The sequence below is a fragment of the Pseudomonas sp. NPDC096950 genome (assembly GCF_044762525.1).
In the GTDB taxonomy this organism is placed as follows: domain Bacteria; phylum Pseudomonadota; class Gammaproteobacteria; order Pseudomonadales; family Pseudomonadaceae; genus Aquipseudomonas.
Genome location: NZ_JBIWEL010000013.1, coordinates 130,657 through 149,958, shown reverse-complemented (window position 1 = coordinate 149,958; position 19,302 = coordinate 130,657). Strand labels below are relative to the sequence as shown.

20 protein-coding genes and 2 tRNA genes are annotated in these 19,302 nt (G+C 59.7%); 12 read left to right on the top strand and 10 right to left on the bottom strand.

What is annotated here, in order from left to right:
- The first annotated feature begins 161 nt into the window (after positions 1-161).
- The gene (locus tag ACIQY3_RS20400) at positions 162-1,619 is read left to right on the top strand and encodes an NAD-dependent succinate-semialdehyde dehydrogenase (protein ID WP_403022659.1); all 1,458 of its coding nucleotides are present in this window, start codon (positions 162-164) and stop codon (positions 1,617-1,619) included.
- A gap of 27 nt (positions 1,620-1,646) precedes the next feature.
- Positions 1,647-2,726: a tartrate dehydrogenase gene (locus tag ACIQY3_RS20395; RefSeq protein WP_403022656.1), complete on the top strand. Its 1,080-nt coding sequence runs from the start codon at positions 1,647-1,649 to the stop codon at positions 2,724-2,726.
- 224 nt (positions 2,727-2,950) lie between these two features.
- Here the strand turns inward: ACIQY3_RS20395 and ACIQY3_RS20390 are convergent, their stop codons facing one another.
- Positions 2,951-3,877: a 2-hydroxyacid dehydrogenase gene (locus ACIQY3_RS20390; protein WP_403022653.1), complete on the bottom strand. Its 927-nt coding sequence runs from the start codon at positions 3,875-3,877 to the stop codon at positions 2,951-2,953.
- 272 nt (positions 3,878-4,149) lie between these two features.
- On the opposite strand from ACIQY3_RS20390, the gene gabT reads away from it, so the two are divergent.
- The 10 genes from gabT (at position 4,150) to ACIQY3_RS20340 (ending at position 12,256) form a co-directional block, all read left to right on the top strand.
- Positions 4,150-5,442, top strand: a complete 1,293-nt coding sequence (gene gabT / locus ACIQY3_RS20385; protein WP_403022650.1) for a 4-aminobutyrate--2-oxoglutarate transaminase — start codon at positions 4,150-4,152, stop codon at positions 5,440-5,442.
- A gap of 95 nt (positions 5,443-5,537) precedes the next feature.
- Positions 5,538-6,194 carry a 2-haloalkanoic acid dehalogenase gene (locus ACIQY3_RS20380; protein WP_403022647.1) on the top strand — a complete coding sequence of 219 codons (657 nt, stop codon included), beginning with the start codon at positions 5,538-5,540 and terminating at the stop codon, positions 6,192-6,194.
- 45 nt (positions 6,195-6,239) lie between these two features.
- Entirely contained in the window at positions 6,240-6,728 is a 489-nt protein-coding gene (locus ACIQY3_RS20375; protein ID WP_008055821.1) for an Lrp/AsnC family transcriptional regulator, read from the top strand.
- A 400-nt stretch (positions 6,729-7,128) separates the two neighbouring features.
- Entirely contained in the window at positions 7,129-7,899 is a 771-nt protein-coding gene (locus ACIQY3_RS20370) for a DUF4198 domain-containing protein (RefSeq protein ID WP_403022643.1), read from the top strand.
- Between the two features lie 27 nt (positions 7,900-7,926).
- Complete coding sequence (locus ACIQY3_RS20365) at positions 7,927-9,132, top strand: DUF1624 domain-containing protein (RefSeq protein WP_403022640.1); 1,206 nt, start codon at positions 7,927-7,929, stop codon at positions 9,130-9,132.
- A gap of 67 nt (positions 9,133-9,199) precedes the next feature.
- Positions 9,200-10,543: an OprD family porin gene (locus ACIQY3_RS20360; RefSeq protein ID WP_403022637.1), complete on the top strand. Its 1,344-nt coding sequence runs from the start codon at positions 9,200-9,202 to the stop codon at positions 10,541-10,543.
- Between the two features lie 140 nt (positions 10,544-10,683).
- Complete coding sequence (locus tag ACIQY3_RS20355; protein WP_403022634.1) at positions 10,684-11,301, top strand: hypothetical protein; 618 nt, start codon at positions 10,684-10,686, stop codon at positions 11,299-11,301.
- 206 nt (positions 11,302-11,507) lie between these two features.
- A tRNA-Cys gene (locus tag ACIQY3_RS20350) sits at positions 11,508-11,581 on the top strand.
- 195 nt (positions 11,582-11,776) lie between these two features.
- Positions 11,777-11,863, top strand: a tRNA-Leu gene (locus tag ACIQY3_RS20345).
- A 174-nt stretch (positions 11,864-12,037) separates the two neighbouring features.
- Positions 12,038-12,256: a hypothetical protein gene (locus ACIQY3_RS20340; RefSeq protein WP_403022631.1), complete on the top strand. Its 219-nt coding sequence runs from the start codon at positions 12,038-12,040 to the stop codon at positions 12,254-12,256.
- A gap of 53 nt (positions 12,257-12,309) precedes the next feature.
- Here the strand turns inward: ACIQY3_RS20340 and ACIQY3_RS20335 are convergent, their stop codons facing one another.
- The 9 genes from ACIQY3_RS20335 to ACIQY3_RS20295 all read right to left on the bottom strand — a co-directional run bounded on the left by ACIQY3_RS20335 (position 12,310) and on the right by ACIQY3_RS20295 (position 19,294).
- On the bottom strand, positions 12,310-12,594 hold the full coding sequence (locus ACIQY3_RS20335; RefSeq protein ID WP_403022628.1) for a hypothetical protein: 285 nt from the start codon (positions 12,592-12,594) through the stop codon (positions 12,310-12,312).
- 295 nt (positions 12,595-12,889) lie between these two features.
- Positions 12,890-13,120: a hypothetical protein gene (locus tag ACIQY3_RS20330; RefSeq protein ID WP_054050531.1), complete on the bottom strand. Its 231-nt coding sequence runs from the start codon at positions 13,118-13,120 to the stop codon at positions 12,890-12,892.
- Positions 13,121-13,249: 129 nt separating this feature from the next.
- A complete protein-coding gene (locus ACIQY3_RS20325; protein WP_403022625.1) occupies positions 13,250-13,471 on the bottom strand; it encodes a hypothetical protein in 222 nt (73 codons plus the stop codon).
- A gap of 120 nt (positions 13,472-13,591) precedes the next feature.
- On the bottom strand, positions 13,592-14,629 hold the full coding sequence (locus ACIQY3_RS20320) for a DNA topoisomerase IB (protein ID WP_403022622.1): 1,038 nt from the start codon (positions 14,627-14,629) through the stop codon (positions 13,592-13,594).
- Between the two features lie 75 nt (positions 14,630-14,704).
- Positions 14,705-15,784, bottom strand: a complete 1,080-nt coding sequence (gene modC, locus ACIQY3_RS20315; protein WP_403022619.1) for a molybdenum ABC transporter ATP-binding protein — start codon at positions 15,782-15,784, stop codon at positions 14,705-14,707.
- 3 nt (positions 15,785-15,787) lie between these two features.
- Positions 15,788-16,468, bottom strand: coding sequence for a molybdate ABC transporter permease subunit (gene modB, locus ACIQY3_RS20310; RefSeq protein WP_163910289.1), 681 nt, complete (start codon positions 16,466-16,468; stop codon positions 15,788-15,790).
- The gene (modA, locus tag ACIQY3_RS20305) at positions 16,469-17,236 is read right to left on the bottom strand and encodes a molybdate ABC transporter substrate-binding protein (protein WP_403022616.1); all 768 of its coding nucleotides are present in this window, start codon (positions 17,234-17,236) and stop codon (positions 16,469-16,471) included.
- A 281-nt stretch (positions 17,237-17,517) separates the two neighbouring features.
- Positions 17,518-18,582: an NAD(P)H-dependent flavin oxidoreductase gene (locus ACIQY3_RS20300; protein WP_403022613.1), complete on the bottom strand. Its 1,065-nt coding sequence runs from the start codon at positions 18,580-18,582 to the stop codon at positions 17,518-17,520.
- Positions 18,583-18,700: 118 nt separating this feature from the next.
- The gene (locus ACIQY3_RS20295; protein WP_403022610.1) at positions 18,701-19,294 is read right to left on the bottom strand and encodes a hypothetical protein; all 594 of its coding nucleotides are present in this window, start codon (positions 19,292-19,294) and stop codon (positions 18,701-18,703) included.
- Positions 19,295-19,302 lie beyond the last annotated feature (8 nt).

Sequence of the window (19,302 nt, the reverse complement as noted above, 5' to 3'; positions counted from 1 at the left end):
ACGCAGAGTGTCCGTTGAGGCATTCCTTTGCTGCGCGTGGGAACGATCATCTGCTGTGGCGAGGCGAATTTCAGCATCCGACACTGTCCTCAAAACGCTTTCAGCATCCTCCTCCGCCACACCTCCCTAGACTTGAGCATGTCTCGGATCAGGACTCGACCATGCTCAAGAATCGTTTGAAAGACCCCAGCCTTTTGGCAGAACTCGCGTATGTGGACGGGCAGTGGATCGGCGCCGACAACGCCGCGACCCTGGACGTCATCGCCCCGGCCAGCGGCCAGTTGCTCGCTCGGGTGCCGGCCATGCAAGGCGCGGAAACCCGGCGCGCGATCAAGGCCGCCGACAATGCCTGGCCGGCCTGGCGCGCTCGCCCGGCCGCCGAGCGTGCGGCGCTGCTGGAGCGTTGGTATCAGGCCATGATCGACAACCTCGACGACCTGGCGCTGATCATGACTTGCGAGCAGGGCAAACCACTAAACGAAGCCAAGGGCGAAATCCGCTACGGCGCCGGTTTCGTCAAATGGTTCGCCGAAGAAGCCCGGCGGGTCTACGGCGAAACCATGCCGGCCCCCAGCGGCGACCGTCGATTGCTCACCCTCAAGCAACCGGTTGGCGTCTGCGCCGCGATCACCCCGTGGAATTTCCCGAACGCGATGATCACCCGCAAGTGCGCACCGGCATTGGCGGCGGGCTGCCCGATCATCGTCAAGCCGTCGGACTTGACGCCGTTGTCGGCTCTCGCGTTGGCGGTATTGGCCGAACGCGTCGGCATTCCGGCCGGGGTGTTCAACGTATTGACCGGCATGCCCGCTGGTATCGGCGAAGAGCTGACTAGCAACCCGACGGTGCGCAAGATTTCCTTCACCGGTTCGACCGCCGTGGGCCGTTTGCTGATGCGTCAAAGCGCCGAACACATCAAGCGCCTGAGCCTGGAACTGGGCGGCAACGCGCCGTTCATCGTGTTCGATGACGCGGACCTCGAGCAGGCCGTGGCCGGGATTATGCTCAGCAAGTTTCGCAACGCCGGCCAGACCTGCGTCTGCGCGAATCGGATTCTGGTGCAGGACGGCATCTATGAACGTTTCGCCAAGCGCCTGGTGGAAGAGGTCGGCAAGCTCAAGGTCGGCAACGGCCTCGACGCCGACGTCACCATCGGCCCGCTGATCAACCCGGCTGCCGTGAATAAGGTCGCCCGGCATATCGACGATGCCTTGAGCCAAGGCGCGACGTTGCTCTGCGGCGGCATTCCCGAGGGCGACAACCAGTTCGTACAACCCACGGTTCTCGGCAACACCCATGCCGGTATGTTGCTGGCCAACGAAGAAACCTTCGGCCCGGTCGCACCGCTGATGCGCTTTACCGATGAAGCCGAAGCCCTCGCGCTGGCCAACGCCACGCCTTACGGTCTGGGCGCCTACTATTTCACTCAGGACTTGCGCCGCTCATGGCGTTTTGGCGAGGCGCTGGAGTTCGGCATGGTCGGCCTCAACACCGGGATCATTTCCATGGAAGTCGCGCCGTTCGGCGGCATCAAGCAATCGGGCCTGGGCCGCGAGGGCAGCAAGTACGGCCTGGACGAATACCTTGAAGTCAAAGCCTTCCACATCGGCGGGCTGTAATTCACAGACACTGGGGGAGGCACATTGATGAGCAAGACATTCAGAATCGCCGCGATTGCCGGCGATGGCATCGGCAAGGAAGTGCTGCCGGAAGGGCTGCGGGTGCTGGAGCAAGCCGCGAAGAAATGGCAACTGGATCTGAGCATCGAAGTGCTCGACTGGGCGCATTGCGATTACTACCTGGAACACGGGCAGATGATGCCCGATGACTGGTTCGAACAGCTCAAGGGTTTCGACGCGATCTACTTCGGCGCCGTCGGTTGGCCGGACAAGGTGCCGGATCACATCTCGTTGTGGGGTTCGTTGCTGAAGTTTCGCCGGGATTTCGACCAATACGTGAACATCCGCCCGGTGCGATTGTTTCCCGGTGTGCCGTGTCCGTTGGCCGGACGCAAACCGGGGGACATCGATTTTGTGGTGATCCGCGAAAACACCGAGGGCGAATATTCCTCGGTTGGCGGCAAGATGTTCGAAGGCACCGAGCATGAATTCGTGCTGCAGGAATCGGTGTTCACCCGGCGTGGCGTCGACCGGATTCTCAAATTCGCCTTCGACCTGGCCCAGACCCGGCCACGCAAGCGACTGACGGCGGCAACCAAGTCCAACGGGATTTCCATCAGCATGCCGTACTGGGACGAGCGCACCGCGTTGATGGCGGCGAAGTACCCGGAGATCACCTGGGACAAGCAGCACATCGACATTCTGTGCGCGCGCTTCGTACTGCAACCGGACCGGTTTGATGTGGTGGTGGCGTCGAACCTGTTTGGCGACATCCTTTCCGATTTGGGGCCGGCGTGTGCCGGGACCATCGGGATTGCGCCGTCGGCGAATCTTGATCCGGAGCGGCGGTTTCCGTCGTTGTTTGAACCGGTGCATGGTTCGGCGCCGGATATCTATGGGCAGAACATCGCCAATCCGATTGCGATGATCTGGTCCGGGGCGTTGATGCTGGACTTCCTCGGGAATGGCGATGAACGCTATCGCGCGGCTCATGACGGGATTTTGCAGGCGATCGAACGGGTGATAGCGGAGGGGCCGATTACGCCGGACCTGGGCGGGAAGGGCTCGACGCAGGATGTTGGTAAGGCGATTGTTGATCGGCTTTGAGCATGTGGGGGGATTCTAGATCCACCCCTCACCCCAACCCTCTCCCCAGAGGGGAGAGGGGGAAAGGGAGCCGATCTTCATGCAGTTCAAACCTGAGTTCGACTCGGTATTGCAGGTCGCAGAATTTTTACAGATCTACTCGGTCAGTCCCCTCGCCCCTTTGGGGAGAGGGTTAGGGTGAGGGGTGGATATAATAGACACCGCCAATGCCGAGCCTGACCCACTCAATATCCCTGGCGGCGGTCGATCTGGCCCACCATTGGCTCGCCTCGCTCAAACCGCCGAATATTCTCCAACAACACCCCAAACGCACTTTCCGGCTGGGTCATCGCCGCAATATGCGGTGTCAGCAGAATCTGCGGATGCCCCCAGAACGGATGCTCCGCCGGTGCCGGTTCCTGTTGCAGCACATCCAGCACCGCGCCGCTCAATTGCCCGTTGTCCAGCGCCTCCAGCAAATCACTTTCCACCAGATGTCCACCACGCCCCATATTGATCAACGCCGCGCCACGGGGCAGTTGCCTGAATAAGTCACGATCCAGAATCCCCTGGGTTTGCTTAGTCAACGGCAGCACACACAACAAAATATCGCACTGACTGAGGAACGCCGGCAGTTGCTCGCGACCGGCATAACAATCCACGCCCGCCACCTGATGCGCACTGCGCGCCCAACCCTTCAACGCAAACCCCAACGGTTGCAGCGTCGCCAGAATTTGCTGTGCCTGCGCACCCAGCCCCATCACACCCACCCGACGCTTGCTCGCCGGTTGCAGCAAGTGCGCCTGCCAACACCGCGCCAGCTGCTGCTGCCGATAACGCAGCATGTCCCGGTGCAGGCCGAGCACGGCAAAACTCGCGTACTCGCACATGCCACGGGTAATGCCCGGATCGAGCAACCTCACCACCGGCAAGCTCTCCGGAATACGGCTGAGGTCCAGTTGATCGACCCCGGCGGACAGCGCGAACAACACCTTCAGGTTCGGCAACACCGTTTGCAGATCATCCGGCGCCTGCCACGCCGCCAGGTATTCAATCTGCGACGGATCGCCAATCTCCGGCCAGGCGCGCCATTCGATATCCGGGGCGTGTTCGGCGAACAGCGCTTGCCACTGTTCGCCGCGCACAGGGTCAGCTTTATAAAGCAGGGCCATGGGCAATTCCTGAAAGGGTGAAGGTGCTCTCATCATCGCGCACTTCCGGCGCAGGATCTGTCGAAAGCACCGGGTTAAACGGCTCCGGCCGCGTTGTATCGCCGAGGCAGCGGCAGATTCGGCGGGCTGAAGGAATCTGCCGTTTGGCAGGGCGAAAACAGTCGATCCGAATTTCTCAGGGGCCAAGTTCGGCGTAGTTCGTTTCGCCCAGGCCTTAATCTGGACAGCATCGCAACCACCTCCCGGTTGCCGGACTCACGATGGGAAATGCCATGAATAGCAAAGTCGACGAAACCCCTCATTTGCTCCGTCAGCGCGATCAATTCGTGCCACGTGGCCTGGTCACCGCTCACCCGTTGGTGATCGATCGCGCCCAAGGTGCCGAGTTGTGGGATGTGGACGGTAAGCGCTACCTGGATTTTGTCGGCGGCATCGGCGTGCTGAACATCGGCCATAACCACCCGAAAGTCGTCGCGGCGGTGCAGGCGCAGCTGCAAAAAGTCTCCCACGCCTGTTTCCAGGTGGTCGCCTACAAGCCGTATCTGGATCTGGCCCAGCGCTTGTGCGAAATGATCGGCGGTAAAGAAGCCTATAAAGCGGCGTTCTTCACCTCTGGCGCCGAGGCCGTGGAAAACGCGGTGAAGATCGCCCGTGCCCACACCAATCGTTCGGCGGTGATTGCCTTTCGTGGCGGTTTCCACGGTCGTACCTTGCTCGGCACCACGCTGACCGGCATGAGCCAACCGTACAAACAGAACTTCGGGCCGTTCGCGCCGGAGGTGTTCCATACGCCGTATCCGAATGCCTATCGCGGCGTTACCAGCGATATGGCGCTCAAGGCGCTGGACGAATTGCTCGCTACCCAGGTTGCGCCGGAGCGGGTCGCCGCGATCATCATCGAACCGGTGCAGGGTGACGGCGGTTTCCTTTCGGCGCCGGTGGAGTTTCTCAAAGGCTTGCGCGCTCTGACTGAGAAGCACGGCATCGTGCTGATTCTCGATGAAATCCAGACTGGTTTCGGCCGCACCGGCAAATGGTTCGGTTTCCAGCACGCGGGGATCCAGCCGGACCTGGTGACGGTCGCCAAAAGCCTGGCCGGTGGCTTGCCGTTGTCCGGTGTGGTCGGCAAAGCCGCGATCATGGACGCGCCGCTGCCCGGTGGCCTGGGCGGCACCTATGGCGGCAATGCGTTGTCTTGCGCGGCGGCACTGGCGGTGATCGATGCCTTCGAGGAAGAGCAACTGCTGACCCGCGGCGAAGCGTTGGGCGAGCGTTTGCGTCAGGGGCTGCTGCGCTTGCAGAGCCGTCACCCGCAAATCGGCGACGTGCGCGGCGCCGGCTTCATGCTGGCCATCGAGCTGATCAAACCGGATGAGGCCCGCACGCCGGACGCCGACCTCAATCAGCGGCTGATCGATGAAGCGCGCAAGGGTGGCTTGCTGGTGATCAAGTGTGGCGTGTATCGCAACGTGCTGCGGTTCCTCGCGCCACTGGTGGCGACCGAAGCCCAGGTCGACGAAGCGCTGCAGATTCTCGAAGCCGCTTTGGCACGCGTCTTGAACTGAGCTTCTGCCGGCTCGGGGCGCTGCTGCGAGGCATCGCCCGTGAGCCGTTATGGAGCATGGAGGGATGGAATGCATCATTGGAGGCTTGGCACACCATGGGGCTGACTGAATATCGTGCGCTGCTCATCGATTGCGATGAAGTCCTGGTCGATCGTGACTCGGGGGTTTGGGCGGCGTTGCAACCGCTGCTCGACAGCCGGGGCGGGCACCCGGACAAGGAACAGGTGCTGGCTGAATTCGGCGAGGTGGTGCGCGCGCTGTATCCGCGCTTCGGTGAGCTAGGCTTCAGTGGACTGCTGTGTTTTGCCCATCGCCAGTTGGCCGAGCGCTGGGGGTTGAAAGCCAGTTGGGAGGAGGGCATGAGCTTCGCCCGTTCGGTGGCCGGCTGGTCGCTATTCGAGGACGCGCCGGGGGCAATGTTGTACCTGCGCAAGTTCTATCGTCTGCTGGTACAGGGCGATCGGGATGCCGAGGATCGCGGGCAGCTTTGTGAACGTCTGGGGATCATGCCCGATGACTTTATCTCGCTGGCCAGCGACCCGTTGCAGGATACAGAGTGGCTACACGCTAACGCCTTCAAGCCCGGCGAAATCCTGCAAGTGACGAGGCCTTCCGCCAGTCGCCAGGCGAGTCGCGATGTGTGCCTGATCTGTCGTGGCCGGGTCAAACACCCGACGCCTTGCGCGGCGGATTACTGCATCAACAGCATGGCGGATCTGGTGGCTCAGCATCAGCTGTCTTTACGGCGCTGATTTTGCTAGAAGATTGTCTTACAAACGGCAGTCAAGAGGTACGCAATGGAAGGTTTAGTAAAACTGGACCGAATCGACATCAGCATCCTGGTTGAGCTGCAAAAGGATGGGCGCATGACCAACGTCAGCCTTGCCGATGCCGTGGGTTTATCGGCCAGCCCCTGCCTGCAACGGGTCAAGCGGCTGGAATCGGCCGGGTACATTTCCAGCTACAAGGCGCACCTGAACCTGGCGAAAATCACTGACTCGGTGACGGTCTTCACCGAAATCACCCTGAGCGACCACAAGCGCGAAGACTTCGCCAAGTTCGAATCCAACATTCGCCTGGTGGATGAAGTGCTCGAATGCCATTTGATCAGCGGTGGCTACGATTACCTGGTGCGCTTCATGACCCGCAGCATCCAGCATTACCAGGAAGTGATCGAAAGCCTGCTGGACAAGAACATCGGCATCTCCAAGTACTTCAGCTACATCGTCATCAAGTCGCCTGTGCTCAAGGACGGCGTGCCGTTGCGTAAATTGTTGCGGCACTGACTGGCAGCATTCCCACCCCCAACTCAAATCCCCTGTGGGAGCGGGCTTGCTCGCGAAAGCGGTGTGTCAGTCAAAGCAGATGTTGACTGAGATGACGCCTTCGCGAGCAAGCCCGCTCCCACATTGTTTTTGCAGTGCTGCATGCACCGCGTTTGGACATGAGTCCGCTAGAACCACCCATCCCGCCTCATCCTGGCGCAAGCCGCATAAACCGCTGTTTCCCCCGCAAAAACAGTCTCCGATGACTCCACACCCACTGATTTCAGAACAACGCGCAAAAGTCTTCGCGCTGTAATGCGTACAGAGAGAGGGGCGTGGTTTGTGATGTCGCGGATTTCGGGAGGATGAAGCGCCGGCAGCAAATCGCGAAATAACACCAATCGGAGCCAAAAAAATGCGAATGAGCAACGCAAAAGCACTGTTGGGTTACGGCGTCTTGCTGCTGGCTGGCAGCAGCGAGGCGCATCAGATCTGGTACGAACAGCCACCGGGGCAACCGTTGGCGTTGTACTACGGGGAATATGACAAGAACATGCTGGAGGTGACGCCGGGCGGGATGGACCGGTTCCAGCAACTCAAGGGATGGTCGATCAGCAACAATTCGAAACCATTGAATCTGACGTTGCAACGTCAGGCATTTGCGGTGGCGCATCAGGCCAAGCGCGATGACTCACTTCTGGCCCAAGATCCGCATTATCCGATCTTCGACCTGCACGAAGCCGACAAGACGCTGAAAACCCACTGGACGCCGGCGACCCGATGGGTCGGCGATTTACGCGCGCGCAGCCCGGAACTGACCCTGGACATCGTGCCCACCGGCATCGCTGACGCAAACACGGCGCAGTTCCAAGTGTACTATTCGAAAAAACCGCTGGCGGATCAGGACGTTATGCTGGAAACCGGCTCTGGCGAAGTCTTCACCCAGCGCACCGATGCGACGGGCAAGGTCAGCTTCGAGTTGCCCTGGCAGGGCACGTATGTGGTCGCCGTCGAATACAAGGACCGCACCCCCGGTGAACGCGTCAGCCCCCAAGGCAAGGCCGAGCCGTATGACCTGAAGAGCTTCAGCTCGACGCTGTCGTTCTATCGGGCCGAGGGCAAGCCGTCGTTGCCACGGGCACCGTCGCAGCTACCGGCTTCCGAAGTCGCCCGGTTGAAGAAACAGGCCTGATCCATTGCCCCCAAAGGAGTCACCACGATGTCCCAATCTTCAGGATTGGCCGGGCAGGCGGGAAGTATTTCCCCGGCGCTGGCCACCCCCGCTGTAAAAGCCAACACCCGGATGCTGGCGATCGATGCCTTGCGCGGTTTCGTCATGCTGTTGATGCTGATCGACCATGTGCGGGAAACCTTCCTGCTGCACCGTCAGGTTACCGACCCGATCGACGCCTTGAGCGTCACGCCGGACCTGTACTTCACCCGCATGCTCAGCGAAATCTGCGCCCCGGTGTTTATCTTCCTCACCGGCCTGTCGGCCTGGCTCTACAGCCAGAAACACACCGCCAGCGAAACCTCGGTGTTCCTGCTCAAGCGCGGGTTCTTCCTCGTGTTTCTGGAGATCACCTTCGTCTGCTTCGCCTGGAACGCCGAGTTCCCGCCCAAGACCCTGTGGCTGCAAGTGATCTGGTGCATCGGAATCTGCATGATCGTGCTCGCCGGGTTGCTGCACTTCAAACGCAGTTGGTTGATCGTGCTGGGGCTGGTGATCGTCGCCGGGCACAACCTGTTCGACAACGTGGTGGTCGGGCCGGAGTCGCCGTTTTATGTGCCGTGGTCGATCCTGCATCAGAAGGTGTTTATCGACATCACCGAGTTCACCCGGGCGCGCACCACGTATCCGGTGCTGCCGTGGATCGGCGTGATTTTGTTGGGCTGGGCCATCGGACCGTGGTTCGGCAAGGACATGGAACCGGCCGAGCGGATTTCCCGTTTGGTCAAACTCGGCGTCGGCTTGCTGGTGGCGTTCGTGTTCATCCGTTACCTGAACGTCTATGGCGAGAAGCCGTGGGTGCAGACCGGCGACTCGCTGCGCACTTTCATGAGTTTCATGAGTGCGAAGAAGTATCCGCCGTCGCTGATGTTCCTGATGCCGACCCTCGGCTTGGGGCTGCTTCTGCTGGCGTTGTTCGAGAAGTTGCAGGATCGCTGGTCCACCGCGACGCTGGCGATCTACGGCGGCGCGCCGATGTTCTTCTATTTGCTGCACCTCTATGTGCTCAAGGCCATGTACCTGGTGGCCGTTGCGATCTGGGGCGCCAATCAGGGGGCGTATTACGGCTTCGATAACCTGCCGACCGTGTGGCTGTGGAGCGCGATTCTCGGCGTGCTGATGTTCTTCCCGACGCGCTGGTTCGCCAGCCTCAAGCAGCGTCGTCGCGACATCGCGATCCTCAAATACCTCTGAGGTGCCCGAGGGTGTCCCCCCGTTTGGCGGGACACCTTGCAGACCCCGAATTCCGTGGAGTTGCACAGTGAAAACCCTATCGACACACACCCTGCTATTGGCATTGGGCGGGCAGTCCCTGTTCGCCCTGGCTTCAGAGCAGGACAACGCAAAAGGCTTTGTCGAGGACAGTCAGTGGAACCTGCTCAACCGCAGCGTCTACGACCGTCGCGACTATCAACATGGCGCCCTGAGCAACGGCGCGCGCAATGCCTACAAACCCCGCGCCCAGCGCAGTGACCTTGCCGAAGAATGGGCCTACGGTCTGATGGCTGATTTCAGCTCTGGATATACCCGTGGCACTGTAGGTTTTGGCTTCGACGCCCATGTTTATTCTGGCTGGGAGCTGGACAGCGGGGGCGGGCGGGCCGGCAAAGCGCGGTTGCTGGGCGTGGACAATGATGGGCATCCCAAGGATGAGTACAGTCGCGGTGGTGCGGTGGCCAAACTGCGCTTCTCTTCCACCGAACTGCGTTACGGCGAGCAACGGGTGAAAACCCCGGTGTTCGGATCGTCGGACAGCCGACTGCTGCCCGAAACCGCCACGGGCTGGTTGCTGACCAGCCGAGAATTGCCCGCCACTACGCTGTACGGCGGACACTTCAACGAAAGCACCGACCGCAACGCCACCAGTCATGACCAGGGATTTGTGGTCAATTATTCCAACGGCAAGCAGGGCGACAGCTTCGATCTGGTGGGCGTGCGCAACACGGCGGTCAAAGGGCTGAATGCCAGCCTGTTCAGTGCGCTCTACGCCGATACGTGGCGGCAGCACTATCTGGGCGCTGTCTACACTCAGCCGCTGGCGGACGGGCAGGACCTGACTTTCGACCTCAATCTGTATCGCACCCAGGACACCGGCAAAGCCTTGTCCGGCCGGATCTACAACACCACGTGGAGTTTTCTGACGACCTATAAGGTCGGTTCCCACAGTTTTGGTCTGGGTTATCAAAAAGTCGACGGCGACACGCCCTACGACTACGTCACACGGGGCGCAATCTACCTGAGCAACGCCGTAGCCCTGTCCGACTTCAACGCCCCGCAAGAGGCATCCTGGCAGGCTCGCTACGACCTGAACCTGGCGGGCTATGGCATCCCCGGCCTGACCTTCGGCGCACTCTACGTCCGAGGCAGTGGCATCGACGGCAGCCACATGGACCCGAACGGCGGCTACAAATGGCTGGGTTACGGGCAGGGCGGCAAACATTGGGAACGGGATCTACAGGCCAAATACGTGGTGCAATCCGGCGCGGCGAAGAACCTGGCGGTTACCTTGCGCCATGCGGTGCATCGAGGGAATGCGGCCCAGGCCGAGCTGGATGCCAACCAGATTCGGCTGGCGGTGGAGTATCCGTTGGGTGGGAAATTCTAGGTCACTTTAAGGAGCGGTGGGGCAACCAATGTCAAGGTGCAGAGGCTTTCTGGACAGGATGATGGCTAATTAGTAGCATTCGACCTTTACGGACCCTGCGCCCTGACTGTCAGTTGACATAGGCCTATCAAGGAATCGAGATGCAAGACTTTATCCATGGCGACAAAACGGTTGTATTCCAAGCGTTGAGCGGCGAAGTGATCGGCAGTGAAAAGCTCAACGAAACCTTGGTCTCCTCCAGTGGTGGCGGCGGTTATGTGGGCAAGGAGGGCGGTCATGTCGCGGCGGCGCAGATCAGTTCGGTCAACGTCATCAACCATGAGTTCTGGGTAAAGACCAGCAATGGCAAGGAATGCGACGTGAAACTTCGGGGCTATGACATTCCGTTGCGCACCGGTCAGCAGATCACGTTGATCAGCGCCGGCAACAAGGGCGGCGCGAATGTCTATCACAGCGTGCTGGTCAACCACAGCGCTGACAAACAGTGGGTGCTGAAAAATGGAGATGGCTTGAACAAGCAACTGGGACTGACGCCTTACAACTACAAAGCGCTGCTGATCGCATTGGCGTTGTGGATTGTCCTGGGCTACGTGACTGGCGCCTATGCGCTGGGTTTCCTGGTGGGAGCGGTGTTTTACGGTTATCAGTATTTCAAAGATTCAAAACGCACCAAAGCCCTGGTTAACGCATTGGACAATCACCTTGCTCACTTGGTACAGCAGTCGCTGGAACGGCATGAGCAACGTGACGCTGCGTGAAACCCGGCGTGATCAACGGGGCAGAAATTTTTTTTGAAATCAAGGGGTTGCCAGCCTCGGGAAATCAGTACATAATTCACGCCATCGAAAGCACTGACGGCTTAAAAAGCTCAATGTTTTCAACGAGTTAGAGAATGATTTAATCAACTCTCGAAGCTCAGCGTTTGTATGCATTTGGTGTCGTGCTACTGACATCAGATGTTTGAGGCCGAGTAGCAAAATGGTTATGCAGCGGATTGCAAATCCGCCTACGCCGGTTCGATTCCGACCTCGGCCTCCACTTTAGACGAGCTCCGTAGATCCTTGATCTACGGAGCTTTTTTATTTTCGCCGTCCTGCAAGATTTAGTCTTGAAAAGGCCATCGGCGAACTTGCTTCACGGGGGAGGGATGTATATATTTCCACCTCTGCTGCACAAGCGTCAGAACTGCCAGGTGTTTATCCGGCAGCCTTCAGACCACTTCACCGCGCTACCGCCCGAATGGCGAAACTGGTAGACGCATGGGACTTAAAATCCCCCGCTCGTAAGGGCGTGCCGGTTCGATTCCGGCTTCGGGCACCATCTAAAATCAAGGGTTTGCGAGCGAAAGCTGATGCAAACCCTTGTTTGTTTCTGGTCCACTATTTTCGGTGGGGCTGTACCGGTGATCGGCATCTATGAATCATTCAGTGAATCCACGCTCAACTTGTCCAGAAGCATTTGCTTCTAAAGGATGGCAAGACCGGAGAGTGGGCAATGACATCTGTCGATGATTTCAGGATCAAATCACATGAGCTACTTGTGGATCTCGATGCTGCAACCTCTGAAATGATGAAGCTGATCTCATCCAGGTCTGTGTCCGGACCTGTCTGGGAGGAAGCCGTCAAACGCCAGCACGATGCCTATGTGCACTGGAATGCCTTTATCAATAGCCGCGACGGAAGCGATCCTCCCGATAACCCGCCTGGCGTCTAAACAGACCAGGGCGGGCACCGTTGCGGATCGCTAACGGGCATGCGGCGTGTCAGCTAAACAAACGGTTGGCCTCTGAATCCCCGGGGCAGGCGTTGCATGCCTGCCATCGCAGTCAGTCGCTGAACCCACTCGGCACGCCAATCATTGGCGGTATGAGTAACCTTTGCCTTGCGCGCCGCGCGCCGTGCCGCATTGCGTTCGTCTTTTCGCGCGTCCTTGAACGCATCGGTGTTGCGACAGCTTCTGCATTTCACTTGGGCGAGTATTTTGCTCGAAACCAGTTTGGTGCCTGTATGACCGCAGGCCAGATGCCCGCCGACTTTGAAGTGAGTGACCATTGGGACGTCTCCTTCTTGACGTGTGATCGTTTGACCTCCCGCCGTCGGCAGCGTTCGTTGATGGAATCCAGTCCAAAAAAAAGCCCGCATGCGGGCGGGCCAAGGGATTCTTCAAAGGAGTGAGTCCACAGTAGGGCGTCGGTTGTGAACAGGATGTGAAAGATCAGGCGCAAAAAAATCCCAGCGCGAGGCCGGGTTGCGGGTGTGGTAGGAGGCTATCAGGCAGGCAGGGTCTCGGTGACACGGTTGTCGCCGTTCATGCTTCCTGAGTCAGGCCTGTCCTTGAGTCAAATGATTATCTGAACCGGGGCAGCGGTGGTTCGACAGGGCGCAACGAAGACAGCGTGCTGCGAATCAGCGGTGCGTCTTTCTCGATGTCGTTCAGCCGGTCACGAATTTTCAGGGCCGTCGGATGCCCGCCTTGATGATCGACCCAGTCGGCAATTTCCTTGCACGCGGCCGCGAGACGAGCCTGACGGGAGTCAAGCAGGGTGAGCAGGGTGGTGATGGACTCTTTTTCGGACATGACACACCTCCATTTAAAGCAAACCTGGCAGTGGCAGCAAAAAGCCCGCGGATGCGAGCTCTCTGCCGATGGGGTCGCTGGTCCTTCAGCTGATTTCAGTATAGACCCGGTAAAAAATCTTGAACCCTTTCAGCTTTGCCGGGCTGTCACTTGTGAGCGGGCGTTCAGTTGGTGGCACTCACGGCGGGCGTCTTCTTCGTGATCGTAACCGTCACCAATAAAGCCACGAGTGCGGGTATCGGCGATGCGATACCAGACGGCGGCGGCCGGTGGTGCGTGATTCACTTCTCCGGCCCGGCGGCCATGAATGATGATCTTGTTGCAACGTTTCACAACGAAAATGTCTTCCATGGCACCACCGTAGCTGATTCGTGTTCAGATCAACTATAGAAGCCCTTTACGATCGTGCAAAAAATAGACAGGTCTGTTCGTCGGTTGGATGCTCGATCAAGGCCCTCGTAGGAGTGAGTGTCAGGATTTTTGGGCGGCCGCGACCATTTTTTCAAGGAAGATCGCCAGCCCGACTTCTTCAGCCCTCAGTCCTTTACGTACCCTCGGTCGCGGCAATTCAGCCAGGGCGCCAAGCAGGAAACCCTCCAGCACCGCTGGATGGATGTAGCACTTGCGGCACACCGCCGGGGTGTTGCCCAGTTGTTTGGCGACGTTCTTGACCATTTCCACCATATGCCGCTTGGCATCGGATTCAGGCTGCCACTGCAGTTCCCGCAACACCGACAACGCCAGTGCGCTGCCCGCCCAAGTGCGGTAATCCTTGGCGGTGAAGTCGGCGCCGGTGAGGGTTTGCAGGTAGGCGTTGACGTCGGAGGAAGTGACGGTGTGTCGCTCGCCGTTTTCATCGAGGTACTGAAACAGGTTTTGTCCGGGGATTTCCAGGCAGCGCTTGATGATTCGCGCCAGTCGCCGGTCTTTCACGGTGATCTGGTGTTCGACGCCGCTCTTGCCGCGAAACTGGAACAGGATCGCACTGCCATTGACCTCGACGTGCCGGTTGCGCAGGGTGGTCAGGCCATAGGAGCGGTTGTCCCGCGCATATTGGGTGTTGCCGACCCGGATCAGCGTCGCGTCGAGCAGGGTGATGACCGTGGCCATGACCTTGTCGCGGCTGAAGCCCGGCGCCGCCAGCAGGGCTTCCAGTTGCTTGCGCAGTTTCGGCAGGGCCAGGCCGAAGTCGCGCAGTCGTGAGTACTTGTCGGCATCGCGCACTTCGCGCCAGCGCACGTGATAGCGGTATTGTTTGCGGCCCCGGGCATCGCGGCCGGTGGCTTGCAGATGTCCGCGCGGGTCGGCGCTGATCCACACGTCGGTGTAGGCCGGGGGCACCGCCAGGGCGTTGATGCGCTTTATTTCATCGGGATCGGTGATGCGCTGGCCGGCCGGGTCGAAATAACAGAACTTGCCCCGCAGTTTCCTGCGGGTGATGCCGGGCTGGGTGTCATCGACGTAATGCAGGTCGGGCGGCAACACATCGGTCAGCGCGGTGTCGGGCATGGCGGTAGTCCTTGGCAACGAATCGAGGGCTTGTTAAGCCATTGACCGCGCGCTATCGCCGTGGTGCCAACGGATTCAGGCCAGCACGGCGACTGCCTTGATCTGCGCCCATAACGCCTGTCCGGGATGGATGCCCAGTTGATCCCGGGAGTAGCGGGTGATCCGTGCCAGCAACGGCGTGCCGCCCGCGTCCAGGCGAATCAGCACATGGGCGGCGTTGTCGGCGCCGAGTTCACTGATCACCGTGACCGGCAGGCGATTGAGAATGCTGCTTTGCTCGACGCTGTGCAGGCTCAGGCTGACGTCCCGCGCCTGCACTTTGCAGCGCAGGGCCTGGCCTTCGGTCATCGGCGCATGGGGCACACGCAGATTCAGGCCGGAATTCGGCAGTTGCAGGGTCAGCAATTGATAAGCGCTGTCGTAGGCACTGACGTGTCCTTCGATCACCACGCCAGCGTCGTCCCCCAGGGCCAGCGGCAGGTCGAGGCGGGCCAGGGTTTCGCCGATCGGGCCGCTGGCCAAAGCCTGGCCGTCGCTGAGCAGGACGATATGGTCGGCCAGTCGCGCCACTTCATCCTGGGAATGACTGACGTACAGCACAGGAATGTCCAGTTCATCGTGCAGCCGTTGCAGGTACGGCAGGATTTCGTTTTTGCGTTGGCTGTCCAGCGCCGCCAGGGGCTCGTCCATCAGCAACAGTTTCGGGCTGGTGAGCAGGGCGCGGGCGATGCCGATGCGTTGGCGCTCGCCGCCGGACAGGTGTTGCGGATGACGGTCCAGCAGATGACCGATGCCCAGCAACTCGGTGGCGTGGGCCATATCGACCCGGCGCTGCTGTTTCGGGATGCGCTTGAGGCCGAACTCCAGGTTGGCCAACACCGACAAATGTGGAAACAGGCTGGCCTCTTGAAACACATAACCGAGCGCGCGTTTGTGCGGCGGGACGAAAATCTTCCGGCTGCTGTCCTGCCAGACTTCATCGTTGATCTGGATAAAGCCTTCCTCAGCCTTCTCCAGCCCGGCGATACAGCGCAGGCAGGTGGTTTTGCCCGAGCCGGAATGGCCAAACAGTGCGGTGACGCCGCGCCCTGGCAATTGCAAATCCACATCCAGGGCGAACCCCGAGTAACTCAGTTTCAGACGGGTGTGAATCATCAATCAGCTCCAGCCCGCTTTGGTTTTACGGCTGGAGTAGAGCGCCAGCAACACCAGGAAAGAAAACACCAACATCGCCCCGGCCAGCCAATGGGCCTGGGCATATTCCATGGCTTCGACGTGATCGTAGATCTGCACTGAGACCACACGGGTCTTGTCCGGGATGTTGCCGCCGATCATCAACACCACGCCGAACTCGCCGACCGTATGGGCGAAACCGAGAATCGCGGCGGTGATGAAACCGGGACGCGCCAGGGGCAGGATCACGCTGAAAAACGTGTCCCAGGGATTGGCGCGCAAGGTGGCGGCGACTTCCAATGGGCGGGTGCCAATGGCGGAAAAGGCGTTTTGCAGCGGCTGCACCACGAACGGCATCGAATAGAGCACCGAGCCGATAACCAACCCTGCAAAACTGAAAGTGAGGGTGCCGAAACCCAGGGATTGGGTGAACTGGCCGACGAAACCGTGAGGCCCGAGTGCCAGTAATAAATAGAAGCCAATCACCGTGGGCGGCAACACCAGGGGCAGGGCGACGATCGCCCCGACCGGGCCGCGCAACCAGGAGCGGGTGCGCGATAGCCATAACGCAATCGGAGTGCCGATCACCAACAGGATGACGGTCGTCAGGGACGCCAGTTTCAGGGTCAGCCAGATGGCGGAAAAATCGGCACTCGTCAGCGTCATTTAGAGTTGGTAACCGTAGGACTTGATAACAGCGGCGGCTTTCGGGCCTTTCAGGTATTCAACCAGCGCCTTGGCAGCCGGGTTGTCTTTGCCTTTGTTGAGGATCACCGCGTCTTGTTTGATCGGGTCGTGCAGGCTGGCTGGAACGATCCACGCCGAACCGCTGGTGACTTTGCCGTCTTTGTAGATCTGCGACAAGGCCACGAAGCCCAGTTCTGCGTTGCCGGTGGACACGAACTGATAGGCCTGGGTGATGTTCTGGCCTTCAACGATCTTGTCCTTGACCTTGTCGGTCAGGCCTTCTTTAGCCAATACCTGAGTGGCCGCCAGGCCATACGGTGCGGCTTTCGGGTTGGCGATGGACAGGTGCTGGTACTCGTTTTTCTTCAGGACTTCACCTTTGGCATCGACGTAACCTTCCTTGGCCGACCACAGCGCCAGGGTGCCGATGGCGTAGGTGAAGCGCGAGCCCTTGACGGTGTCGCCTTCGGTTTCGAGTTTTTGTGGAGTGGTGTCGTCCGCCGAGAGGAACACTTCGAACGGCGCGCCGTTCTTGATCTGGGTGTAGAACTGACCGGTCGCGCCATAAGCCGCTACCAGTTTGTGCCCGGTGTCTTTTTCGAAATCGGCGGCGATCGCCTGGATCGGCGCGGTGAAGTTGGCGGCAACAGCCACCTGGACTTCATCCGCCTGGGCCGAGCCGAAAGCGAAGACAGCGAGCAGGCTCGCCAGGCAAGTAGGGGCAAAACGTGAGACACGAATGGTCATGGAACGGCTCCGTGGTAGGCAAGTGCAGTGGGCAGTTTTTATAGGGGGGTGAACTGCGCCGATGCGAGGGGTGAAACGCTATATATCGGAATATATAGCGAAATGCCGGTAAACGGAACTTGTTGGTATTGCGATGGATTGATTAGGGTTTCAGGGGTACCGCTATCCCCTGTGGGAGCGAGCCTGCTCGCGAAGGCGATGGATCAGTCAACATGTCTATTGAATGTTGATCCGCTTTCGCGAGCAGGCTCGCTCCCACAGGGTCTTATGGTGTTCTCAGGTTAGTGGCGAGTCAGTTTTGCCAAAGCTTCTTCGGCCAAGCGCCGGGTCAGTTCCGCCGTGGGGAATTCAACGCTCAGCCTGAACGCCTGTCCGGCCCACAGGTTGGCGAAGTCCGCAGGATCCTTTGCTCGCAATGGCATTAGCGCGCCACCGGCCAGTGGAAAGGCCGGGGCCTTGTCGCTCATGGGGCCCACTTCACGCATCACCCGATTCAGCAGCCCCCGCGCCGGGCGTCCGGTGAAGAGGTTAGTCACCGCCGTCTCGCTTTCCTTGGCGGTGCGCAACGCCTTGTGGTGTGCCGCGCTGATCTTGGCTTCCGGCGTGAACAAATACGCGGTCCCCACTTGCACCGCCGACGCGCCCAGGTGAAACGCGGCGGCAATCCCGCGCGCGTCCGAGATTCCGCCAGCAGCAATCACCGGCACTTTCACGGCATCGACGATTTGCGGCACCAGCGCGAACGTTCCAACCTGGCTGGTCAAATCATTGCTGAGAAACATCCCGCGATGCCCACCGGCCTCGTACCCCATGGCGATGATCGCGTCACAGCCGCGTTGTTCCAGCCACACGGCTTCTTCAACAGTGGTTGCCGATGACAGAATTTTCGCTCCGGTGGCTTTCACTCGATCCAGCAGGGATTTTTCCGGCAGGCCGAAGTGAAAACTCACGACCTCGGGGCGAAACTCTTCGATCAATGCGCAGGCGGCTTCGTCGAACGGCGCACGATTGGACACCGGCGTAGGCGCGTCGAAATCAGCGCCCAGTTCACGGTAGTAAGGCTCCAGCAGATTCTTCCAGTCCCGGGCTTTTTGCTCGTCGGGCGCTGGCGGTTGATGGCAGAAAAAGTTGACGTTGAACGGCCGCTGGCTGTGCTGGCGGATGGTCTTCAGCTCTTCGCGCAACTGCTCGATGCTCAACAGCGCGGCGGGCAATGAGCCCAGACCGCCGGCGTTACTCGCCGCAATCACCATGGCGGAATCGTGGGCGCCGGCCATGGGTGCCTGGATGATCGGTAACTCGATCCCGAGCAGGTCAAGAATGCGGGTGTCTGGCCATTGGCTCATTTGAAGCTTCTCCGACATCGACGGTAATACCCGTTTTGTATCAGCTACGGGGAGGGCCGGCCAGTCGGTTTTTCTGAACGGTCCGAGTCGGTTTTTCAGAATAGACCGACGCCGATGTTTATGCCTTTGGCAGCCAGGGGGCCGCGAGTGCCAGCGCGCCATGGCCGCCACGCCGGACGCAGGCCAGCACCTGCACCCAGGTCAGTTCGGTCAAGCGAACCTGGGAAGCCGGGACCACGCGTACTTCACCCGACGTGCCACCCGCCGGGCCTGCATCGAGGATAAACACCGAATACCACGCCTGCTGCTGTTCAAGCACCAGGCAAAACAACCAACCGTCGTCCTCGTTGATCAACCCGACCTTGGTGCCCTCGACATTTTCCAGGCCGGCCAGGTGCGCTGTCGCATCCTTGAGCAGGGTATAACCGGGCACTTTGCCGAGCACGTTGTCTTCCAGCGCATTAAACACGGTGGTTCCCAAGCGGGTCTTGGCCAGCAACCCGGCAAAAAAACAAATCAACACCAACACCACCAATGCGACGAGAGTAAACAGCGTCACCCCGGCGACGCTGTACTCGGCGAACATCGGCAGCAATTTGTGGATCGGCTCGCGCAGCAGGCGAACGCCTTTTTCCAGCAGCATGAAGACCAGCAACAGCGGCAGGATAAACAGCAGCCCACCGGCCACGGTGGTTTTGATAAAACGAAACATGGCAGTCC

Excerpts from the sequence above, each read along its gene's own strand:
- ACIQY3_RS20325 (WP_403022625.1), bottom strand. The coding sequence starts at position 13,471 with ATGGAAGACATTTTCGTTGTGAAACGTTGCAACAAGATCATCATTCAT.
- ACIQY3_RS20365 (WP_403022640.1), top strand. The coding sequence starts at position 7,927 with ATGTCCCAATCTTCAGGATTGGCCGGGCAGGCGGGAAGTATTTCCCCG.
- ACIQY3_RS20300 (WP_403022613.1), bottom strand. The coding sequence starts at position 18,582 with ATGAGCCAATGGCCAGACACCCGCATTCTTGACCTGCTCGGGATCGAG.
- modC (WP_403022619.1), bottom strand. The coding sequence starts at position 15,784 with ATGATTCACACCCGTCTGAAACTGAGTTACTCGGGGTTCGCCCTGGAT.
- ACIQY3_RS20375 (WP_008055821.1), top strand. The coding sequence starts at position 6,240 with ATGGAAGGTTTAGTAAAACTGGACCGAATCGACATCAGCATCCTGGTT.
- ACIQY3_RS20335 (WP_403022628.1), bottom strand. The coding sequence starts at position 12,594 with ATGGTCACTCACTTCAAAGTCGGCGGGCATCTGGCCTGCGGTCATACA.
- ACIQY3_RS20380 (WP_403022647.1), top strand. The coding sequence starts at position 5,538 with ATGGGGCTGACTGAATATCGTGCGCTGCTCATCGATTGCGATGAAGTC.
- ACIQY3_RS20355 (WP_403022634.1), top strand. The coding sequence starts at position 10,684 with ATGCAAGACTTTATCCATGGCGACAAAACGGTTGTATTCCAAGCGTTG.
- ACIQY3_RS20295 (WP_403022610.1), bottom strand. The coding sequence starts at position 19,294 with ATGTTTCGTTTTATCAAAACCACCGTGGCCGGTGGGCTGCTGTTTATC.
- modA (WP_403022616.1), bottom strand. The coding sequence starts at position 17,236 with ATGACCATTCGTGTCTCACGTTTTGCCCCTACTTGCCTGGCGAGCCTG.
- ACIQY3_RS20370 (WP_403022643.1), top strand. The coding sequence starts at position 7,129 with ATGAGCAACGCAAAAGCACTGTTGGGTTACGGCGTCTTGCTGCTGGCT.
- ACIQY3_RS20340 (WP_403022631.1), top strand. The coding sequence starts at position 12,038 with ATGACATCTGTCGATGATTTCAGGATCAAATCACATGAGCTACTTGTG.
- ACIQY3_RS20395 (WP_403022656.1), top strand. The coding sequence starts at position 1,647 with ATGAGCAAGACATTCAGAATCGCCGCGATTGCCGGCGATGGCATCGGC.
- ACIQY3_RS20320 (WP_403022622.1), bottom strand. The coding sequence starts at position 14,629 with ATGCCCGACACCGCGCTGACCGATGTGTTGCCGCCCGACCTGCATTAC.
- gabT (WP_403022650.1), top strand. The coding sequence starts at position 4,150 with ATGAATAGCAAAGTCGACGAAACCCCTCATTTGCTCCGTCAGCGCGAT.
- ACIQY3_RS20390 (WP_403022653.1), bottom strand. The coding sequence starts at position 3,877 with ATGGCCCTGCTTTATAAAGCTGACCCTGTGCGCGGCGAACAGTGGCAA.
- ACIQY3_RS20330 (WP_054050531.1), bottom strand. The coding sequence starts at position 13,120 with ATGTCCGAAAAAGAGTCCATCACCACCCTGCTCACCCTGCTTGACTCC.
- modB (WP_163910289.1), bottom strand. The coding sequence starts at position 16,468 with ATGACGCTGACGAGTGCCGATTTTTCCGCCATCTGGCTGACCCTGAAA.
- ACIQY3_RS20400 (WP_403022659.1), top strand. The coding sequence starts at position 162 with ATGCTCAAGAATCGTTTGAAAGACCCCAGCCTTTTGGCAGAACTCGCG.